Below are 16682 nucleotides of genomic sequence, written 5' to 3' on the forward strand. Positions count from 1 at the left end.
TTTTAAGCAGGGTGTCGTGGGTTCGATCCCCACAGGGCCTACCAATAGCATCAATAGTTTACGGTTTAAATACGCCCCGGCATGTGATTGGGCTTGCACTGGGGTTGCACAAGATCTGGCCTCCGTCCTAAACCGGTGGAACGAGCACCTCCCGCCGCTGTCCACGGAAGATCGTTCGCTGAAACGACCCCTTACACCCGGCCCGTCTGGCGAAGAGTGAGCTCACGTCAACGCGCAAATGGAGATACTCGCCAATGCCGTTGAAAATCAGGATGCCCTCTCCCAATGGGCTGAGGATCAGCTGGAAACGGTGAGCCCCTGTACCGGGCCCAGCAACCGGTGGGCTCACGGGCTGCCGCGGGTGTACGAGTTCATGGTGGGGGTCCGCTTCTAAAGGAACCGCAGGCTGGCCCCGGGGGTAACCTCGGGGCCTTTCCTTCTGGAACGCCCCCCCTGTGGCCCTAGGAGGAGGGACGGTTGGCCCGGCGGCTCCAGGTGGCAGCGAGGGCGGCGTCGCCGAGGGCCCGCCACGTGGCCGCGGCCAGAAGATAGCTGCGAGGGGACGGGTTCGCGGCCACCATCTGCTCCATCAGGCTCGCGACCGCCGCCCGGTCTCCCCGCAGGAAACAGAGGACGGCCAGGTTCGAGTAGGCCTCGGCGTGTCCGGGAAAGCTCGCGATCTCCTTCCGGTAGGCGGCCTCGGCCTCGGCCGGCCGGGCCAGGCGGGCGAGGGCGTCCGCCCGGAAGAACTCCAGGCCGTAGACGCCCGCCAGCCTCAGCTCGGCGGCCCGCCCCTCCGCCTGGCCCAAGACGAGGAGAGCCGCCCGAGGATCGCCCCTCTTCAATTCAACTTCGGCGAGGAGGAGCATGAAGGAGGGCTGCGGGCTCCGGCCGCCGGCCGCGGCCCGGGCGTGGCCCAGGGCTTCGTCTAAGCGGTTGCGGGCGAGGGCCACGCGCGTCAGGAGGTCCCGGGCCTTTGCCGGGTTGAGGGGAAGGGCCCTCCTGGCCGTCGCTTCCGCCTCGGCGAGCCGGCCCCGCCTGAGCTGAGCGTAGCCCTGCGCGAGGGCGACGTCCTCGAGGAAGAGCGGCGAGCGCTGGAGGGCTTCCTGGTAAGCCGCCTCCGCCTCGTCGTCCCTTCCCGCTTCGGCGTAGACGTCACCCAGCTTAATCCAGACCTCGACCATGGCCGGGTTCGCCTTGACCATGGCCGTGAGCACCTCGAGCGCCTCGCCCACCCGGTGGTCCGCGGCCAGACGCCAGCCCTCCCTCATGGCCTGGAGGAACTTCAGGTTATCCCGCGGGTTCGGGAGGGGGGAGGCGCCGCGCTCCCGGACGCCACCGATGTAGCCGAGGGCGGCCAAACGCTCCGCGGCGCCGGGGTCCGGGCGGGCGACGTCCTGGGGACCGAGCATCGGGAAGCGCTCGAGTTCCCGGGCGAGACGCGCGGCGGTGGCGGCCTCGCTCGCGATTCGATCGTTCCGTTCCGCCGGATCGGATGCGATGTCGTAGAGCTCGGGCCGCGGGCCCTGGATGTAGTGATAACGGCCGTCGATGAGGGAGCGGAGCTCGCTCCACCCGAGTTGAATCCGGGGATAGAGGGTCTCCGCGTAGATGAACCGCGGCTGCGGGGCCGGTAACCGCAGCAAGGAGAGCCCCCGCAAGCCCCCCGGCGTCTTGAGGCCGAGCATGTCGGTGACGGTAGGAAGGATGTCGCTGAGTTGCGCGGGAGCCTCCACGCGCCCGCCCCCCCGCGCCCCGCCGGGCAGCTTCAGGAGGAGGGGGACGTGGAGCGCCTCCAGATAGAGGAGGATCGAATGCTGGTCCTCCCCGTGGTCGCCCAAGCCCTCGCCGTGGTCCGAGGTGAGGATGATGACGGCACGGTCGTAGACGCCGAGCGTCTTGAGGTCGGCCAGAAAGTCGCCCACGATGGCGTCGGCGGTCGCTACCTCGCCGTCATAGGCGGACGGGTAGAGGCTCCTAAAGGGCTCGGGAGGGTCGTAGGGGACGTGGGGCTCATAGATGTGGAAGAAGAAGAAAAAAGGCGCCGTCTCTTGGCGCGCGATCCACTCCCGGGCGAACGCGGCTGTCTTCCCGCCCGGTCTCTGATAGTCGATGAAGGGCGCGCCCGGTCGGGGATCGATCGAGTCCTCGTAGTAATCGAAGATCCTGGCCAGGCCGGTCTCGGCCCGTAACACGTAGGACGAGACGGCCGCCCCCGTGGCATAGCCCTGGCCCTTGAGCAGAAAGGGGAGGCTCGTGTGCGCCTCCCCCGAGAAGACGAAGCCCAGGTTGTTCCGGACCCCGTGTTCCTTGGGCAGGAGACCGGTCAGCATCGTGAGATGGGAGGGCAGCGTCATGGGGCAGGGGCTGTAGGCGTTCTGGTACAGGATCGCCTCTCGCCGGAAGCGGTCTAGGTTCGGCGTGCGCACGCCGCGGTACCCGTAGGCAGGGAGCCGGTCCGCGCGCAGGGTGTCGATGGAAATCAAGACTACCGGGGCTCGGGGAAACACGGGGGGAGAGGAGTCTCCGCGGCAGGCCCCCAGCAGGGTCGCGAGCCCTAGGGTGGCCGCAAGCTCGACGCTCTTCATGACTCGCTCATGTTAACCGCCCTCGCGGGGCGCAGGGGCAGGAGGTTGGCGGACCGCTTTGTAGGCGCTGACGAGTTGGCGCCAGCCGTTCGGGGGGGAGGCCCTCGCTGATAGTGCCTCCCCGGTCCCTCGGCCGCCTCACGCCCAGCAGTTCCTCCAGCCGGGCTGGCCGAGAAAACCAATCCGGGGTGCCTCATGTGGAGGCGTACAGGTGCGAGTACAGGTGCTTGACACCTCTCAAGAATACGGAGAAGGTTGTCAAGCTTGGAAGCACGGCTCCGCGGCAGTGGGCCGGAGCGGTGGAGGGTTATGGCGGCGCCGCAGCGCGGTCGCGTCCCGGTCTCGCTCCTGGCCGTGATCGTTGCCACCGCCGGTATGGGGTGCGCGAGGGGGCGCGCGAGCGATGATCCCCGCCGCGGGGGCAAGCCGGTCAAGGCCCGGGTGGTGCCGGTGGTCGCGCGAACGATCCAGCGCACGGTAGAGGCCGTGGGCTCGCTATTCCCGTTCGAAGAGGTCACGGTGGGCTCGGAGGTGGAAGGGAGGGTCGACGAGGTGTACGTGGATGTGGGAGACCGCGTCACTCGAGGCCGGCCATTGGTGAAGATCGTCGCCGTCGAGCTCAGCTTGACCCTGGAACAGGAGCGGGCCGCCCTGCGGCAGATTGAAGCGCGCCTGGGCCCCTCCGAAGGCGGCGGGGAACTAAGGAGCCCGACGGAGGCGGCGGAGGTAAAGAAAGCGGAGGCCGACCGGACGGACGCGGCCCAGAAATACCAACGCACGCAAGAGCTCCTCACGCAGGGCCTCATCGCCCGCGAGAGTTTCGACGAGGCGGAGGCGCGCTACCACGGGGCGCAGGCCGCCTATGACATGGCGGTGCAGAACGTCCAGAACCTGCGGGCCCAGGCCGCCCAACACACGGCTTCGGTGGCCCTAGCCGACAAGAAGCTGCGCGATACCCTGATCCGCGCCCCTTTCCCGGGTCAAGTGAAGCAGCGCAACGTCAGCCCCGGGCAATACGTGAAGGTGCAGACCCCGGTCATGGTGATCGTGGACAATGACCCCCTGCGCGTGCGGCTCAAGGTCCCGGAGAAGATGGCGGGCTGGGTCGCGGTGGGCCGGCCGGTGAACGTCCAGGTCGAGGCCTACCCCGGTCGCACTTTCGTGGGCGAGCTCTCGCGCATCAACCCCTCCGTGGACCCCCAGACCCGCTCCTTCGAGGTGGAGGCGCTCCTCGACAACAAAGAGGGCTTGCTTAAACCGGGCTTCTTCGCCCGGGCCACCATCGCCTCCAACCATGTGGACACTGCCCTCCTCGTACCCCCGGAGGCCCTGCGCTATCTCTACGGCGTCTATAAGATCTATACGGTCGAGCACAGCGCGCTCCGCGAGACCGAGGTCAAGCTGGGCGCGCGAGAGGGCGGCGAGGTCGAGATCGTAGCCGGCATCAAGGATGGCGCGCGGGTGGCGGTTCCCGTCGCGGGCCAGGAACTGCGGGACGGGGCGCCCGTAGATCCGGTGGAGTAAGGGGTGTTCCCCGGCCACCGGAGCCGGGGCGGGGAGTGGGCGATTCTCCCCCCCGCCGCGGACGGCAGAGGCGAGGGCAGGGGGCACCGCCTCGGTGCGGACGCCTCTGGTAATCTCCCATGACGCTGGCCGAGCTCTGCGTCAAGCGTGGCGTGTTCGCCGTCATGCTCATCGCGTTCCTAGGGGTCCTGGGGATTTTCTCCTTCCGCGACCTTGGCGTGGACCTCTTCCCGCGGGCCGATCCCGCCACCGTCAACATCAGCGTCAAGCTCGCGGGGGCCACCCCGGAGGAGATGACGACGCAGGTGGTTTTGCCATTGGAGGAGGCCTTGTCCACCATCAGCGGACTGGACGAGCTGACCTCCTCCGCCACTGAAGGCAACGCCCGCGTCACGTGCCAGTTCGTCCTCGAGCGCGAGATCGAGAGCGCCGCCCAGGACGTGCGCGAGAAAGTAGCGGGAGCCCTGCGCAACCTCCCCCCCAACATCCTGCCCCCCATCATCCAGAAGGCCGACCCCGACTCCGACCCCGTCCTCACCGTGGTCGTGGCGGGGGACAAGAGCCTGCGGGAGACCACGGAGATCGCGGACAAGCGCATCAAGCGCGTCTTGGAGACGGTGGACGGCGTGGGGCAGGTGAGCCTGACCGGGGGCCGGCTCCGCCAGATCCGGATCTTCGCCGACGCGGACAAGCTCGCCGCCTACGGGCTCACCATCATGGACGTCGAGAGCGCCGTCCAGAACGAGAACGTGGAGATCCCGGGCGGGACGATCGTGCGCGGGGACGCGGAGTTGGGCGTGCGCACCCTCGGCCGTCTGGATGCGGTGAGCCAGTTCGGCGACATCATCGTGAAGAACGTGGGGGGCAGCCCCATCCGGGTCAACGACCTCGGGGCGGTGGAGGACAGCTACGGCGAGCCCCATTCCTGGAACCTGCTCGAGGACAAGCAGGCGGTCTCCCTCGACGTGCAGCGCCAGTCGGGCACCAACACGGTCAAGATCATCGACACCGTCAAGCGCAAGATCGCGGAGATCGAGAAGACCCTGCCCCCGGGAATGACCCTCCGCGTCATCCGGGACCAGTCGGTCTTCATCAACGCCTCCATCGTCTCCCTCGAGGAGCACCTGCTCTTCGGAAGCCTCCTGGCCAGCCTGGTCGTCCTCCTCTTCATCCGTAGCCTCCGTTCCGTCGTCATCGCCTCCCTGGCCATCCCCACCTCCATCATCGCTACCTTTACCCTTCTGAAGGCGATGGACTTCACCCTAAACAACATGACGCTGCTCGCGCTCACCCTGGCGGTGGGGATCGTGATCGATGACGCCATAGTGGTGCTCGAAAACATCGTCCGCTATCTGGAAGAGAAGGGCTACGAGCCTAAGAGCGCGGCCATCGCCGCCACCCAGGAGATAACGCTGGCCGTGCTCGCCACTACTCTTTCCCTGGTGATCATCTTCCTACCCATCGCCTTCATGAACGGGTACGCTCGCCGCTACGTCAACCAGTTCGGCTGGACCATGGCCTTTTCCATCTTGGTCTCGATGTTGGTCAGCTTCACCCTCACCCCCATGCTCAGCTCGCGCCTGCTCAAGCGCGTCCCCGCGGGCGGCGCGCACGCCTCGAAAGCGTCGCCCTTTTTCGTCTGGATCGACCGGAGGTACGGCGAGATCCTGGCTTGGTCGCTCGATCACCGGAAGGCCGTGATGGGGATCGCCCTCGGGACCTTCCTCCTCGCCCTGCCCCTGAACGCGCTGGTGGGCCGGGACTGGATCCCCCCCGACGACGAGGGCGAGATCACCGCGCTCCTGAACTTGCCCGAGGGCACTTCCCTCGACGCGACCGCACGCCTCGCCACCGAGATCGCGGGGAGGATCGGCCGCCTCAAAGGCGTCGCCTTTGTGAACCCCTATATCCACGAGGGGCTCATGAGCCACGCCCACATCTACGTGAAACTCGTGGATCTCGGCAAAAGGAGCTTCTCAAATCTGGACGCGGCGGCGGAGGTCCGGAAGATCTGCGCCGGCTATCCCAACCTGCGTTCCAAGGTGATGATTCCTTCCGCCCTGGGGGGAGGGGAGACGTTCTTCCCCATCCGCGCTCTCATCCTCGGCCCCGACTTCGACCAGGTGGCGGGCGTGGCCAAGGAGGCGGCGGGGCGGATGCGGAAGGTGCCCGGACTCTTGGACGTGGATACCAGCGTGAGCATCAACAGTCCGGAGCTGCAGGTGATGATCGATCGCCAGCGAGCCTCCGACCTCGGCGTGCGGGCCGCCGACATCGGCAACGCGTTGCGCCTCATGATCGCCGGCGAGGACCAGATCTCGACCTACAAGGAAGGGGACGAACAGTACGACGTCACCATGCAGCTCCTGCCCGGGCAGCAGAAGAACCCCGAGGTCCTCTCGCGGCTCATGATCCCTTCCGCCAAGGTGGGCCAAGTGCGGTTGGACAACGTGGCCGCTATCCAGCGGGGCGTGGGCCCGGCGCGTATCGACCGCTACAACCGGCAGTTTCAGGTGCAGGTGTTCGGCAACAACGCCCCCGACTTCCCCTTGGACGCGGCGGCGCGCGCGGTGGGGGAGGAAGTCCGGAAGACCGGCCTACCTGCCGGGTACAACTTCCGCTTTACGGGCTCGGTTAAGATCCTGGACGAGACCACCCGCAACCTCATTATTGCCTTCCTGCTGGCGTCCATCTTCATGTACATGGTGCTGGCCGCTCAATTCGACAGCTTCCTCCACCCCTTCACCATCATGCTCAGCCTCCCGCTGTCGATTCCCTTCGCGCTCTTCTCCCTCTGGATCACCGCGCGCACGCTCAACCTGTGGAGCTCCCTCGGGGTGCTCCTGCTGCTCGGCATTGTCAAGAAGAACGGCATTCTTCAGGTGGACTACACAAACAAGCTCCGCGCGGAGGGCCTGCCCCTGCGGGAGGCGATCCTCAAGGCCAACCACGTGCGGTTGCGGCCCATCCTGATGACCACCCTCTCGATTGTCGCCGGCCTCATCCCCACTGCCATCGGGATCGGGGCCGGGGCCGCCCAGCGCTCGGCGGTCGCGGTTACCATCATCGGCGGCCAGACCCTGTGCCTTCTTCCCACCCTCCTAGTCACGCCCGTGGCCTACTCGCTCTTTGCGGAAGCCGAGGAGCGCGGCTTTCGGGCCAGCCTCGCCCCCCTTGTGGCTTGGGCCTGGACCGGGGTCCGCTCGCCTCGAGTCTAAGGAGAAGGAGGCCGTAGCCTCTGGGCGGCGCCGAGCGAAATGCAGCCGCCTCACGGGCTCGCTTAGCACCCTGCCACGGCTTCCCGCAGGACCCCCCGTACGGGAAGGGGCAACCACCGCCGCCCGCGTGCCCGTGGCCGTGGCTCCGACTCGAGCGCGCGCAGACGCTGCCCAGGGGCCGAGGAGCGCACGTGGTCAGGCCCGAGCGTCCTCAGTTGCGCTTAATGGATTCCCGCCAGGGAGCGCCCCAGGCATCTCCTTTCTCCTTGCGTTCGCGTCCGGGTGCTTAGGGGCGGGCCGAGCGGCGTAGAATGGGCGCATGAAGAGAACTAGCTGCCACCCCCCGCGGGTGATCGCCATCCTGGGCGGACCGCTCATCCTGATCACGGCGTCTCTGGCGACGACCGCCGCGGAGTCGAGCGCTACCCGGGCGCTGTGCGTTTTCAGCAACCCCAGCTTTGCCGGGCGGTGCACGGAGACGACGGACGTTCCCACGGGCTCCTCGGCCCGTCAAGCCTGTGAGGTGGTCCTTGCGTGCCTCAACGACGCGACCTGCATCAAGAACTACTGCGAGGCGACCACGATCCGCCAGGGCTGGGCGCTGGACTCCGCAACCGCGGCTGAAGCTGCCCCCCCGGGGGTGGCAAGCGAGGCTCCTCATCGGCACGAGCATGGGGCGGGGGAGACCGAGACTCTGGGGACAGTTGAGTTCCCAGTTTCGTGCGACGCGGCCGCCCAGCGAAAGTTCGAACGAGCCGTGGCCCTGCTGCACTCCTTCTGGTACGACGAGGCCGAGAAGGCCTTCACCGACGTCACTAAGGCCGACCCCAGTTGTGCCATGGGCTACTGGGGAGTCGCCATGAGCCTGTTCCACCCCGTCTGGGCGGCGGCCAACCCAAGCGCGACCCCTAGTTCGGCGGAGATGGAGCGGGGGCGGGCGGCTGCGGAGAGGGCAAGAGCGGCGAACGCGAGAACCGAACGTGAACGCGACTACATCGCCGCCGTCCATGCCTTCTACCAGGAGCCCGGGGTCTCCGGCTATCCGGGGCGGGCCCTCGCCTTCGAGAGGGCGATGGCCCAAGTGCAGCGGCGGTATCCGGCCGACCGGGAAGCGGCCGTCTTCCATGCCCTGGCCCTCCTTGGCACCGCCGGGCCGACGGACAAGACGTACGCGAAGCAGAAAGAGGCTGCGGAAATCCTGAATACGGTTCTGCCCGGGGCCCCTCTGCACCCGGGCGTGGCCCACTACCTGATCCATAGCTTCGACTACCCAGACTTGGCGGAGCTGGCCCTGCCCGCCGCCCGCGCCTACGCGCAGATTGCAGCTTCCTCGCCGCATGCATTGCACATGCCGTCCCACATCTTCACCCGGCTCGCCCTTTGGGACGAGTCCATACAGTCGAACCTCGCCGCCGCGGCAATGGCCAAGGAGCACGTCCAAAAAACCCGGGCCGGCACTGCCTCTTTCGACCAGCTCCACGCCCTCGACTACCTGGCCTACGCCTACCTGCAAGAGGGGCGCGACGTGGACGCGAAGCGGGTGGTCGATGAGATCAACGCGGTGGAGACACTCGACCAGCAGAACTTCGCGTCCGCCTACGCCTTGGCGGCGGTGCCCGCCCGCTACGCCCTCGAGCGCCAGCAGTGGTCCGAGGCTGCGGCCCTTACCGTGCGTCCGGCCGGCTTTCCCTGGCCGCGATTCAGCTCCGCCGAGGCCTTGACTCATTTGGCCCGCGGCATCGGCGGAGCCCGGAGTGGGAACCTCGGGGTGGCGAGGAGCGCGCTCGAGCGCCTGGCGGCCCTCCACGCGGGACTCCTCGAGACCCATGATCCCTATTGGGCTGGGCAGCTGAAGATCCAGCAGCTGGAAGTGGCGGCGTGGATCGCTCGGGCGGAGGGGCAGCCCGAGGCGCGGAAGCTCATGCGGGCCGCCGCCGATCTTGAGGACTCGACCGAGAAGCACCCCGTGACACCGGGACCGTTGCTGCCGGCGAGGGAGCTTCTGGCCGATTTGCTCATGGACCTCGGTGAACCGGCCCCCGCCCTCACGGAGTACGAGGCGTCGATGAAGATCGCGCCTGGTCGCCTCAACAGCCTGGCCGGCGCCTTGCGCGCCGCCGAGGGCTCGGCAGACTGTGCCCGGGCGGCGATGCTACGGGCGAAGCTGGAGGGCTTGTCCGCGAAGGGGGGCGGGGCCCGGGCGATGGCGGCGTTGCATCCCGGTCCGTGAGCATCCACCCCCGCGCCGGGCAACCCGCGCAGCCGTCAGACCTCGTCGACCTCAGCCGGCTCGTCACCGCCTACTACACAGAACGACCGGACCCCTCCGAACCTGGACAGCGGGTTTCCTTCGGCACCTCCGGCCATCGGGGCTCTTCCCTGCGGCGCAGCTTCAACGAAGCCCACGTCTTGGCCGTGGTCCAGGCCGTGTGCGACTACCGTCGAACCCAGGGGACGGACGGCCCGCTTTTCCTGGGCATCGACACGCACGCCCTCTCGCTTCCGGCGGCGCGGTCTGCCCTCGAGGTGCTGGCCGGAAACGGAGTGGTGACGCTGGTCGACGCCGCGGACGGATACACACCCACCCCCGTCATCTCCCACGCGATCCTCGCTTGGAACCGCGGGCGCGCAGATGGCTCGGCCGACGGCATCGTCATATCGCCCTCCCACAACCCTCCGCCGGACGGTGGCATCAAGTACAACCCCCCCCACGGCGGGCCGGCCGATACCGGGGCCACGGGCGCGATCCAGGACCGGGCCAACTCTCTTCTTGCCGACGACCTGCGGGAGGTGGTGCGCATTCCCTTCGAGCGGGCCCGCAAGGCTGCCACCACGCGGGGGCACGATTTTCTCACCGCCTATGTGGATGACCTTCCGTCCGTCGTGGATCTAGAGGCGGCTCGGAGCGTGGGGGTGAGCGTGGGAGCGGATCCGCTGGGCGGGGCCAGCGTGGCCTACTGGGCGCGTATCGCCGAGCGGCACCGGCTCGAGCTTACGGTGGTGAACGACCGCGTGGACGGAGCCTTCTCGTTCATGACCTTGGATTGGGACGGCAAGATTCGGATGGACTGTTCCTCGCCCTACGCGATGGCCGGGCTGATCCGGCTGAAGGAGCGGTTCCGGGTCGCGGTGGGCAATGACGCCGACGCGGACCGGCACGGGATCGTGGTCCCCGGCTCTGGCCTCATGAACCCGAACCACTATCTGGCCGCGGCCGTCGCCTACCTCTACCGCCACCGCCCGGGTTGGAGCCCGCGGGCGGCGGTGGGCAAGACCCTGGTGAGCAGCAGCCTGATCGACCGGGTGGCGGCCGCCCTGGACCGCCCCCTGCTCGAGGTGCCGGTCGGGTTCAAGTGGTTTGTGCCCGGCCTTCTTTCGGGCGAAGTGGCCTTCGGGGGCGAGGAGAGCGCGGGGGCCTCGTTCCTGCGCCGGGACGGATCGGTATGGACCACGGACAAGGATGGCCTGATCCTTGGTCTGCTGGCGGCAGAGATCACCGCCCGCCTGGGCCGGGACCCGGGCGAGCTGTATCGTGACCTCGTGCGCGAGCATGGGGAACCGGTCTATGAGCGGATCGACGCCCCCGCCACGCCCGCGGAGAAGGCCCGGCTCGGGGCGCTCGGGTCGGAGCAGATCCGAGCCACCGAGCTGGCGGGGTCGCGGATCATCGCCATCCTCACCGTCGCCCCCGGCAACGGAGCCCCCATCGGGGGCCTTAAGGTGGTGACGGAGGATGGCTGGTTTGCGGCGCGTCCTTCGGGGACGGAGGACCTCTACAAGATCTACGCGGAGAGCTTTCGCGGCCTCGACCACCTGCACCGCCTGCAGGAAGAGGCGCGGACGTTGGTGGGCGAGGTCCTGACGGCCCCCTGACACCCTCCGGTCCACGGGAACCCCGGGCTCTTCAAAAAAGGGGCCTCGAGAACTCACGCGCCCAGCTAAGCTGGGTGGCGCTGGCCCAAGCTCCCGGAGGGCTTTGCAGCGGTGACGCTGGAGCTTATGACCGGGGAGCCCTCCGCGAGGGGTGGGCCTTAAACACAAGGTTTGACGATCCGGACCCGCCGGGAGCGCGTAGACTAGAGTGGGGGCGGGGGGCCGGAATCAAGCACGCGGATGATCGTGGTGGATCTAGGGAGGAGGAGATTCTTGAGATGGCTTGTCCCGATCGGCCTTGTTCTCGTCGCTCTTGGCTCTGGGGCCTCGCCTAGCCCAGCGTCGGTCGCCACGTCACAGCCCGCAACCGCGATCTTCGCGGGCGGCTGCTTCTGGTGCATGGAGCCGGCGTTTGTGAGTCTCGAGGGCGTGCTCTCCGTGACTTCCGGTTACACGGGCGGTGGGAAGAGGAACCCGACCTACGAGGAAGTTTCGTCGGGCTCGACCGGCCACGCCGAGTCCGTTCAGGTGATCTACGACCCCGCAAAGATCACCTACGAGCAGCTTCTGGACGCGTTCTGGCACAACATTGATCCCCTCGCCGCGAACGCGCAGTTCTGCGATCACGGGTCCCAGTATCGATCGGCGATCTTCTACCGGGACGAGAGCCAGCGGCGGGCGGCCGAGGAGTCGAGGCAGAAGCTTGAGGAGCGCCCCCAGTTCAAGGGAAAGATCAGGACGGAGGTCGTTCCCGCTTCCGCTTTCTATCCGGCCGAAGAGTATCATCAACACTTCTATCGCAAGAACCCCGTGCGTTACCAACAATACCGGCAGGGCTGCGGGCGCGACCACCGGCTCCAGGAGCTGTGGGGAGACAGCGCAGGAGGACATCGATGAGCAGCCGTTCCTGGTTCGGTCTCGTTGTGGCCGGCTGCCTGCTCCTGCCGTCGACAGCCCGCCCGCAAACAAAGACGAAGGGATGGCCCGTGAATTTCCAGAAGCCTAAGGACGAGGAACTTCGCAAAGCTCTCACTCCCCTCCAGTACGAGGTGACCCAGAAGGAGGGGACGGAGCCCCCGTTCCGCAACGAGTTCGCGGACAACCACCGGGCGGGCATCTACGTGGATGTCGTATCCGGAGAGCCGCTCTTCAGCTCGCTCGACAAATTCGAGTCCGGCACCGGCTGGCCGAGCTTCACGCGGCCGCTCGAGACGTCGAATGTCCGGACGCGCACCGACTACAAGCTCGGCCTTCCCCGGAACGAGGTGCGATCGGCGCACGCAGACTCGCACCTCGGGCACGTATTCCCGGACGGGCCGCCGCCCACCGGCCTCCGCTATTGCATGAACTCCGCCTCCCTGCGGTTCATACCCGCCGAGAAGCTGGCCGCGGAAGGCTACGAGCAGTACGTGCCGCTCTTCGAAAAGGCGAAGCGCTAATCCGCGATCGCCCACGAGCAAGCGGTTGGACCCCGGGGTGGTGCGCTCTCGGACCTGCCTCCGTGGTGCCCGGCCCTCGGTCCGGGCATTCGCCCGAGATGCTATAGTGTCCCCTCGCTCGTCGAACGCACTCAAGCAAGAAGGAGATGAGCCCAATGAAGCTGAGCTCGATGTTCGTCATCCTGGCCGCGTCGGCCGTGGCCGCCAGTGCCGCGCCGGTCACGAAGGCGGGGGCCACGCTGAGCCCGACCCAGGGCAGTACCGTGGCCGGCAGGGTCACGTTCGCCAAGGTGGACGGAGGAGTCAAGGTCAGCGTCCATCTCACGGGCTTGAAGGAAGGTGCCCACGGGTTCCACATTCATGAGTTTGGGGACTGCTCGGCGCCGGACGGCCTTTCCGCGGGTGGGCACTTCAACCCCAACGGCGAGCCGCACGCCGGCCCCAAGGATGCCCAGCGTCACACCGGAGACCTCGGGAACATCGAGGCCGGCAAGGACGGGGCGGCCACCTTGGAGTACGTGGACACCCGAGCCGCCTTCGACGGCCCGAACAGCATCCTGGGGCGCGGCGTGATCGTCCATGCCGCAGCGGACGACTTCAAGACCCAGCCCACGGGGAATGCGGGTGCTCGTCTGGCTTGCGGCGTGATCGGAGCGGCCAAGGGGGAGTAGGGCGCAAGTCTCCTCGATCCCGGGGTGGCGTCGCCTTCGGCCGTGCCCCGGGGTCGCTGGCCTACTCCCGTTCCACGCGCTCCCCCGAGGGCGCAGCAACGCTCCTGCCGGCAGCCGGCGCGGGCCGCCGCGACTTCATCGCCCTGGGGAGGGGTGACCTCTCGACCTCATACCCCGGCTGCCCAGGGTCGTCCGTGTTCAGGGCCTAGCGGACGCGGGCCAGCAGGTCGGCCTCGAGCCGAACGGTCTGGATGAGGCCGCCCTCGAAGAGGATGCGCACCTCGTTGCCGGGGGCGAGGGCCTGAAGCGGGAAAGTGGCCTTCACGCTCCTCGCGATCTTGGTCGGCCCCCAGGGATCGGCCTCACTCGGGGGCACGCGACGGATGAAAGATAGAACCGTCGTGGGCAGGATCGTCTCCGCCGGACCGTCAGGGGCGGCTTTCATGATGACGATGTACTCGATGTTGGGTAGAGGAAGCGAGCCACTGGCGGAGCTGTCAGCCTTGGCGTGAGCATAGACGTGGAGTTCGCCCGCCACGAGCTTGGGGGACAGATCGGCTTCGGAGATGGGCTGATTCTGGATCTTCATCGCCCTCGAGAACTGAGCGACGCGCAGGAAGGGGGTGTCGAAGTTAAGCACCCAGTTCCGGTCCGCTCGGATCTCGTACTGTTCGAGGTCCCTCTCCGGCGCGCTCAGACCCCAGCTGATGGCCTGGCGGACGCGCTCGGGCGTCATCTCGGGGCCGTCGAGGGCCCTCGCTTCGGCCTTCCCTAAAGACACCACCGCGGCTAGGACCAGCGTCGCGCCTCGAGCATGACCCACTGTTGCCTCCCGCCGCTTGTTCGGGAGCAAAAGGAATGCCAGCGGTGAGCAACCGTAACTTGAGCCAGAACGCTCATTTGTCTTGTGGATAGCGGGCCGGAAGGCGGCCCCCGTCCGGTTTCCGGTCCTTAGCTCTTTCCCCCGAAGTCGATGTCGTCCGGAAGCTCGTTCACATCCGTCGCCGCGTCGTAGGGAAAGTGCGTGGCCAGCTCCCGGCCTACGGTCTCGATTCCGTGGACGAGGCCGCCCGTGAAGTCTCCGGAGCGGAAGCGCTCGGACATGGCCTTAGTAACATCGCTCCAGAACTCGGGGCCCACTTTGGCGTGGATCCCCTCGTCCCCCAGGACCACGAAGCTGCGCCGCGAGGGCACGATGAAAAGGAGGATCCCGTTGCGGTCGCGGGTTGCGGTCATCCCCAGCCGTGAGAAGGCCCGCTCGGCGGCGGCCCGTAGGCCGCCCCAGAAGAACGGTGCCACGGAGACGCGGATCTCCCCGGAGGTCAGCCGCTCGGCATCCTGGATGGCCTTCTTCACCCGCTCACCGTCGATGCTGCGCAGCAGTCTCCTCTGGGCAAGAAACATGGTTCAGCTCCTTCCCATCACCAGGAGCCCGAGGCCCCGCCTCCGCCCGACCTGCCGCCCCCTCCCGAATAGCCACCGCCCCCACCGCCCCCACCGCCCCCACCCCCGCCGCGCCCTCCGGAAAGGACATTGAGCAAGAGCCACATGGCGAGGGACGGGTTGGTGATGAGGAGGATCAGGAAGCCGAGGACGGCGAGGCCGATGAGGATCTTCTGTCCGGTGGAGAGCGCCCTCGTCGGTGCCGGACGGTGCTCCCGGAAGGTCGGCTGCGTCCCGCCCTCCCCGGGGGCGGGGCGCCCCTCGATGGCGGCCAGGGTCGCCTCCACTCCGGCCTTGACCGCGCCATCGCGGTCCCCGGCCTGGATCCGGGGGGCCATGACATCCCGGATGATGCGACCGGCGACCAGGTCCGGGATCCGATCCTCCAGGCCGTAGCCGACCTCAAAGCGGATCTTCCGATCGTCGGCAAACACGAACAAAGCAAGACCGTCGTCGAGCCCCTTGCGGCCGGGCTTCCATTCCTTGAACGCGCGGACGGTAAAGTCTTCGAGGGGAGTGTCGCCGGTGCTGCGCCCGATCCAGACCAGGACCTGGTGGCCCGTCTGATGCTCGTAGGCCTCCAGGCGCTGGTCGAGAGTTCCGCGGGCCGCTTCGGAGAGGAAGCCCGCGGTGTCGGTGACCCAGCGCGCGGGGGCCGGCGGGACCGCGGCGGGCGCGGCGGCCAGCGAGGCCGCCGAGAGGGCTGCGGCCGCGGCGAGAACCGCGGCCGCGAGCCTGCGGGCTGGGAAAAGGATCACGTGGCTAGAACTTGACCTTCGGCGCCTTTTCCGCCCCCTCCTCCGCCTTGAAGTAGGGCTTTTCCGCGAAGCGGCTTCCGAAGAAGCCGGCGATGACGACGGTGGGGAAGCTCATCCTTTTGGTGTTGAAGGCCTGGGCCGCTTCGTTGAAGCGCATGCGCTCCACGGTGATGCGGTTCTCCGTTCCCTCGAGTTGGGCCTGGAGGTCGCGGAAGTTCTGGTTCGCCTTCAGCTCCGGGTACTTCTCCACCACCACCATGAGGCGGGAGAGGGCGGAGGAGAGCCCGGCCTGAGCCTGCTGGAACTTGCTGAAGGCCGCCGGGTCGTTGGCGACGTTCTTCAGGGCATCCCCCGAGATCTGGCCGACCTTGGCCCGGGCCTCGGCGACGCCCGTGAAGGTGTCTTTCTCGAAGGCCGCCGCTCCCTTTACGGTCTCGACCAGGTTCGGGATCAGATCCGACCGGCGCTGGTAGACGTTCTGCACCTGACCCCACTGCGCCTGGACGGCCTGGTCCAGCCGGACCAGCTCGTTGTAGCTCCCGCCCACGAAGACGCCCAAAATCAGGACCACGACAAGGATCCCCACGCAGCCAACCGCGCCCCATTTCGCCATCTCTAATTGATCCTCCAGGTTTCTGTCGGCGTCCCAGTGTACGCGGGGGAGGGGTGGGAAGGGAAGGGTGACCGGACTGAGGCCGTCCGGAATCCTGTCACCACCCGGCAAACCCTTCAGAATCAGCGCCTCTCACTGGTACGCGCTTTGCGACCCTTGCCGGGAGTAGGGGGTAACGGATGGCGCAGACGTTGATGATCCGGGCGACGGCGGGCGTGATCGGAGCCAAGATCGGGGGGGTCAGGATCCTGAGGGTAAGGCCCACCCGGCACTTTCTCTACCTGCTCGTGCGCTGCCGGTGCGGTAAGTCCTTCGGCCACCGGGCAGACCGGCGCAAGATCGTCTGCTTCTCCTGCGGTCGCATGGCGGAGCTGCCCCTCCTCCGCGCCAAGCCACTCCCGAAGCCGGCGGCGAGGCGCGAGCCTCGACCGAAGCCGAGGCGCCCAAGTGGCCGTGCCCTCGTGGTTCGGCCCGCCTCTCGCCGCGCCCGCACCCCTTCTAAGCCGCGCTGAGACCGCACCCCGCGGGACGCCGGTCCCTCCCTACCCCCAAGGT

13 protein-coding genes are annotated in these 16682 nt (G+C 67.6%); 8 read left to right on the plus strand and 5 right to left on the minus strand.

The window, feature by feature from the left end:
• Window positions 1–461 precede the first annotated feature (461 nt).
• Window positions 462–2588 (minus strand): sulfatase-like hydrolase/transferase, encoded by a 2127-nt coding sequence (locus VN461_10250; GenBank protein ID HXB55154.1) that lies wholly within the window; start codon window positions 2586–2588, stop codon window positions 462–464.
• Between the two features lie 309 nt (window positions 2589–2897).
• On the opposite strand from VN461_10250, the gene VN461_10255 reads away from it, so the two are divergent.
• From VN461_10255 to VN461_10285, 7 genes are all read left to right on the plus strand, one after another.
• Window positions 2898–4112, plus strand: a complete 1215-nt coding sequence (locus VN461_10255) for an efflux RND transporter periplasmic adaptor subunit (protein ID HXB55155.1) — start codon at window positions 2898–2900, stop codon at window positions 4110–4112.
• Window positions 4113–4231: 119 nt separating this feature from the next.
• Window positions 4232–7330 (plus strand): efflux RND transporter permease subunit, encoded by a 3099-nt coding sequence (locus VN461_10260; GenBank protein HXB55156.1) that lies wholly within the window; start codon window positions 4232–4234, stop codon window positions 7328–7330.
• Window positions 7331–7649: 319 nt separating this feature from the next.
• Window positions 7650–9560, plus strand: a complete 1911-nt coding sequence (locus VN461_10265; protein ID HXB55157.1) for a hypothetical protein — start codon at window positions 7650–7652, stop codon at window positions 9558–9560.
• Window positions 9557–11203: a phosphoglucomutase (alpha-D-glucose-1,6-bisphosphate-dependent) gene (gene pgm, locus VN461_10270; GenBank protein HXB55158.1), complete on the plus strand. Its 1647-nt coding sequence runs from the start codon at window positions 9557–9559 to the stop codon at window positions 11201–11203. Before VN461_10265 ends, pgm begins: the two co-directional genes overlap by 4 nt.
• A gap of 240 nt (window positions 11204–11443) precedes the next feature.
• On the plus strand, window positions 11444–12100 hold the full coding sequence (gene msrA / locus VN461_10275; protein ID HXB55159.1) for a peptide-methionine (S)-S-oxide reductase MsrA: 657 nt from the start codon (window positions 11444–11446) through the stop codon (window positions 12098–12100).
• Window positions 12097–12642: a peptide-methionine (R)-S-oxide reductase MsrB gene (msrB, locus tag VN461_10280; protein ID HXB55160.1), complete on the plus strand. Its 546-nt coding sequence runs from the start codon at window positions 12097–12099 to the stop codon at window positions 12640–12642. The genes msrA and msrB overlap by 4 nt, the downstream gene beginning before the upstream one ends.
• Before the next feature lie 155 nt (window positions 12643–12797).
• On the plus strand, window positions 12798–13313 hold the full coding sequence (locus VN461_10285) for a superoxide dismutase family protein (GenBank protein ID HXB55161.1): 516 nt from the start codon (window positions 12798–12800) through the stop codon (window positions 13311–13313).
• Window positions 13314–13518: 205 nt separating this feature from the next.
• Here the strand turns inward: VN461_10285 and VN461_10290 are convergent, their stop codons facing one another.
• The 4 genes from VN461_10290 to VN461_10305 form a co-directional block, all read right to left on the minus strand.
• Window positions 13519–14136, minus strand: a complete 618-nt coding sequence (locus tag VN461_10290) for a hypothetical protein (GenBank protein HXB55162.1) — start codon at window positions 14134–14136, stop codon at window positions 13519–13521.
• 128 nt (window positions 14137–14264) lie between these two features.
• A complete protein-coding gene (locus VN461_10295) occupies window positions 14265–14717 on the minus strand; it encodes a TPM domain-containing protein (protein ID HXB55163.1) in 453 nt (150 codons plus the stop codon).
• A 17-nt stretch (window positions 14718–14734) separates the two neighbouring features.
• Window positions 14735–15514, minus strand: a complete 780-nt coding sequence (locus VN461_10300) for a TPM domain-containing protein (protein HXB55164.1) — start codon at window positions 15512–15514, stop codon at window positions 14735–14737.
• 4 nt (window positions 15515–15518) lie between these two features.
• Window positions 15519–16127, minus strand: a complete 609-nt coding sequence (locus tag VN461_10305; GenBank protein ID HXB55165.1) for a LemA family protein — start codon at window positions 16125–16127, stop codon at window positions 15519–15521.
• A gap of 179 nt (window positions 16128–16306) precedes the next feature.
• Here VN461_10305 and VN461_10310 point away from each other — a divergent pair, with 179 nt between their 5' ends.
• On the plus strand, window positions 16307–16639 hold the full coding sequence (locus VN461_10310) for a hypothetical protein (GenBank protein HXB55166.1): 333 nt from the start codon (window positions 16307–16309) through the stop codon (window positions 16637–16639).
• The last annotated feature ends 43 nt before the right edge of the window (window positions 16640–16682 follow it).

This window comes from Vicinamibacteria bacterium, assembly GCA_035570235.1.
Lineage (GTDB): Bacteria > Acidobacteriota > Vicinamibacteria > Fen-336 > Fen-336 > DATMML01.

Bases quoted from the DNA above. Each gene is read 5' to 3' on its own strand.
- VN461_10250 (HXB55154.1), bottom strand. From the start codon at position 2,588: ATGAAGAGCGTCGAGCTTGCGGCCACCCTAGGGCTCGCGACCCTGCTG.
- VN461_10255 (HXB55155.1), top strand. From the start codon at position 2,898: ATGGCGGCGCCGCAGCGCGGTCGCGTCCCGGTCTCGCTCCTGGCCGTG.
- VN461_10260 (HXB55156.1), top strand. From the start codon at position 4,232: ATGACGCTGGCCGAGCTCTGCGTCAAGCGTGGCGTGTTCGCCGTCATG.
- VN461_10265 (HXB55157.1), top strand. From the start codon at position 7,650: ATGAAGAGAACTAGCTGCCACCCCCCGCGGGTGATCGCCATCCTGGGC.
- msrA (HXB55159.1), top strand. From the start codon at position 11,444: ATGATCGTGGTGGATCTAGGGAGGAGGAGATTCTTGAGATGGCTTGTC.
- msrB (HXB55160.1), top strand. From the start codon at position 12,097: ATGAGCAGCCGTTCCTGGTTCGGTCTCGTTGTGGCCGGCTGCCTGCTC.
- VN461_10285 (HXB55161.1), top strand. From the start codon at position 12,798: ATGAAGCTGAGCTCGATGTTCGTCATCCTGGCCGCGTCGGCCGTGGCC.
- VN461_10295 (HXB55163.1), bottom strand. From the start codon at position 14,717: ATGTTTCTTGCCCAGAGGAGACTGCTGCGCAGCATCGACGGTGAGCGG.
- VN461_10305 (HXB55165.1), bottom strand. From the start codon at position 16,127: ATGGCGAAATGGGGCGCGGTTGGCTGCGTGGGGATCCTTGTCGTGGTC.
- VN461_10310 (HXB55166.1), top strand. From the start codon at position 16,307: ATGGCGCAGACGTTGATGATCCGGGCGACGGCGGGCGTGATCGGAGCC.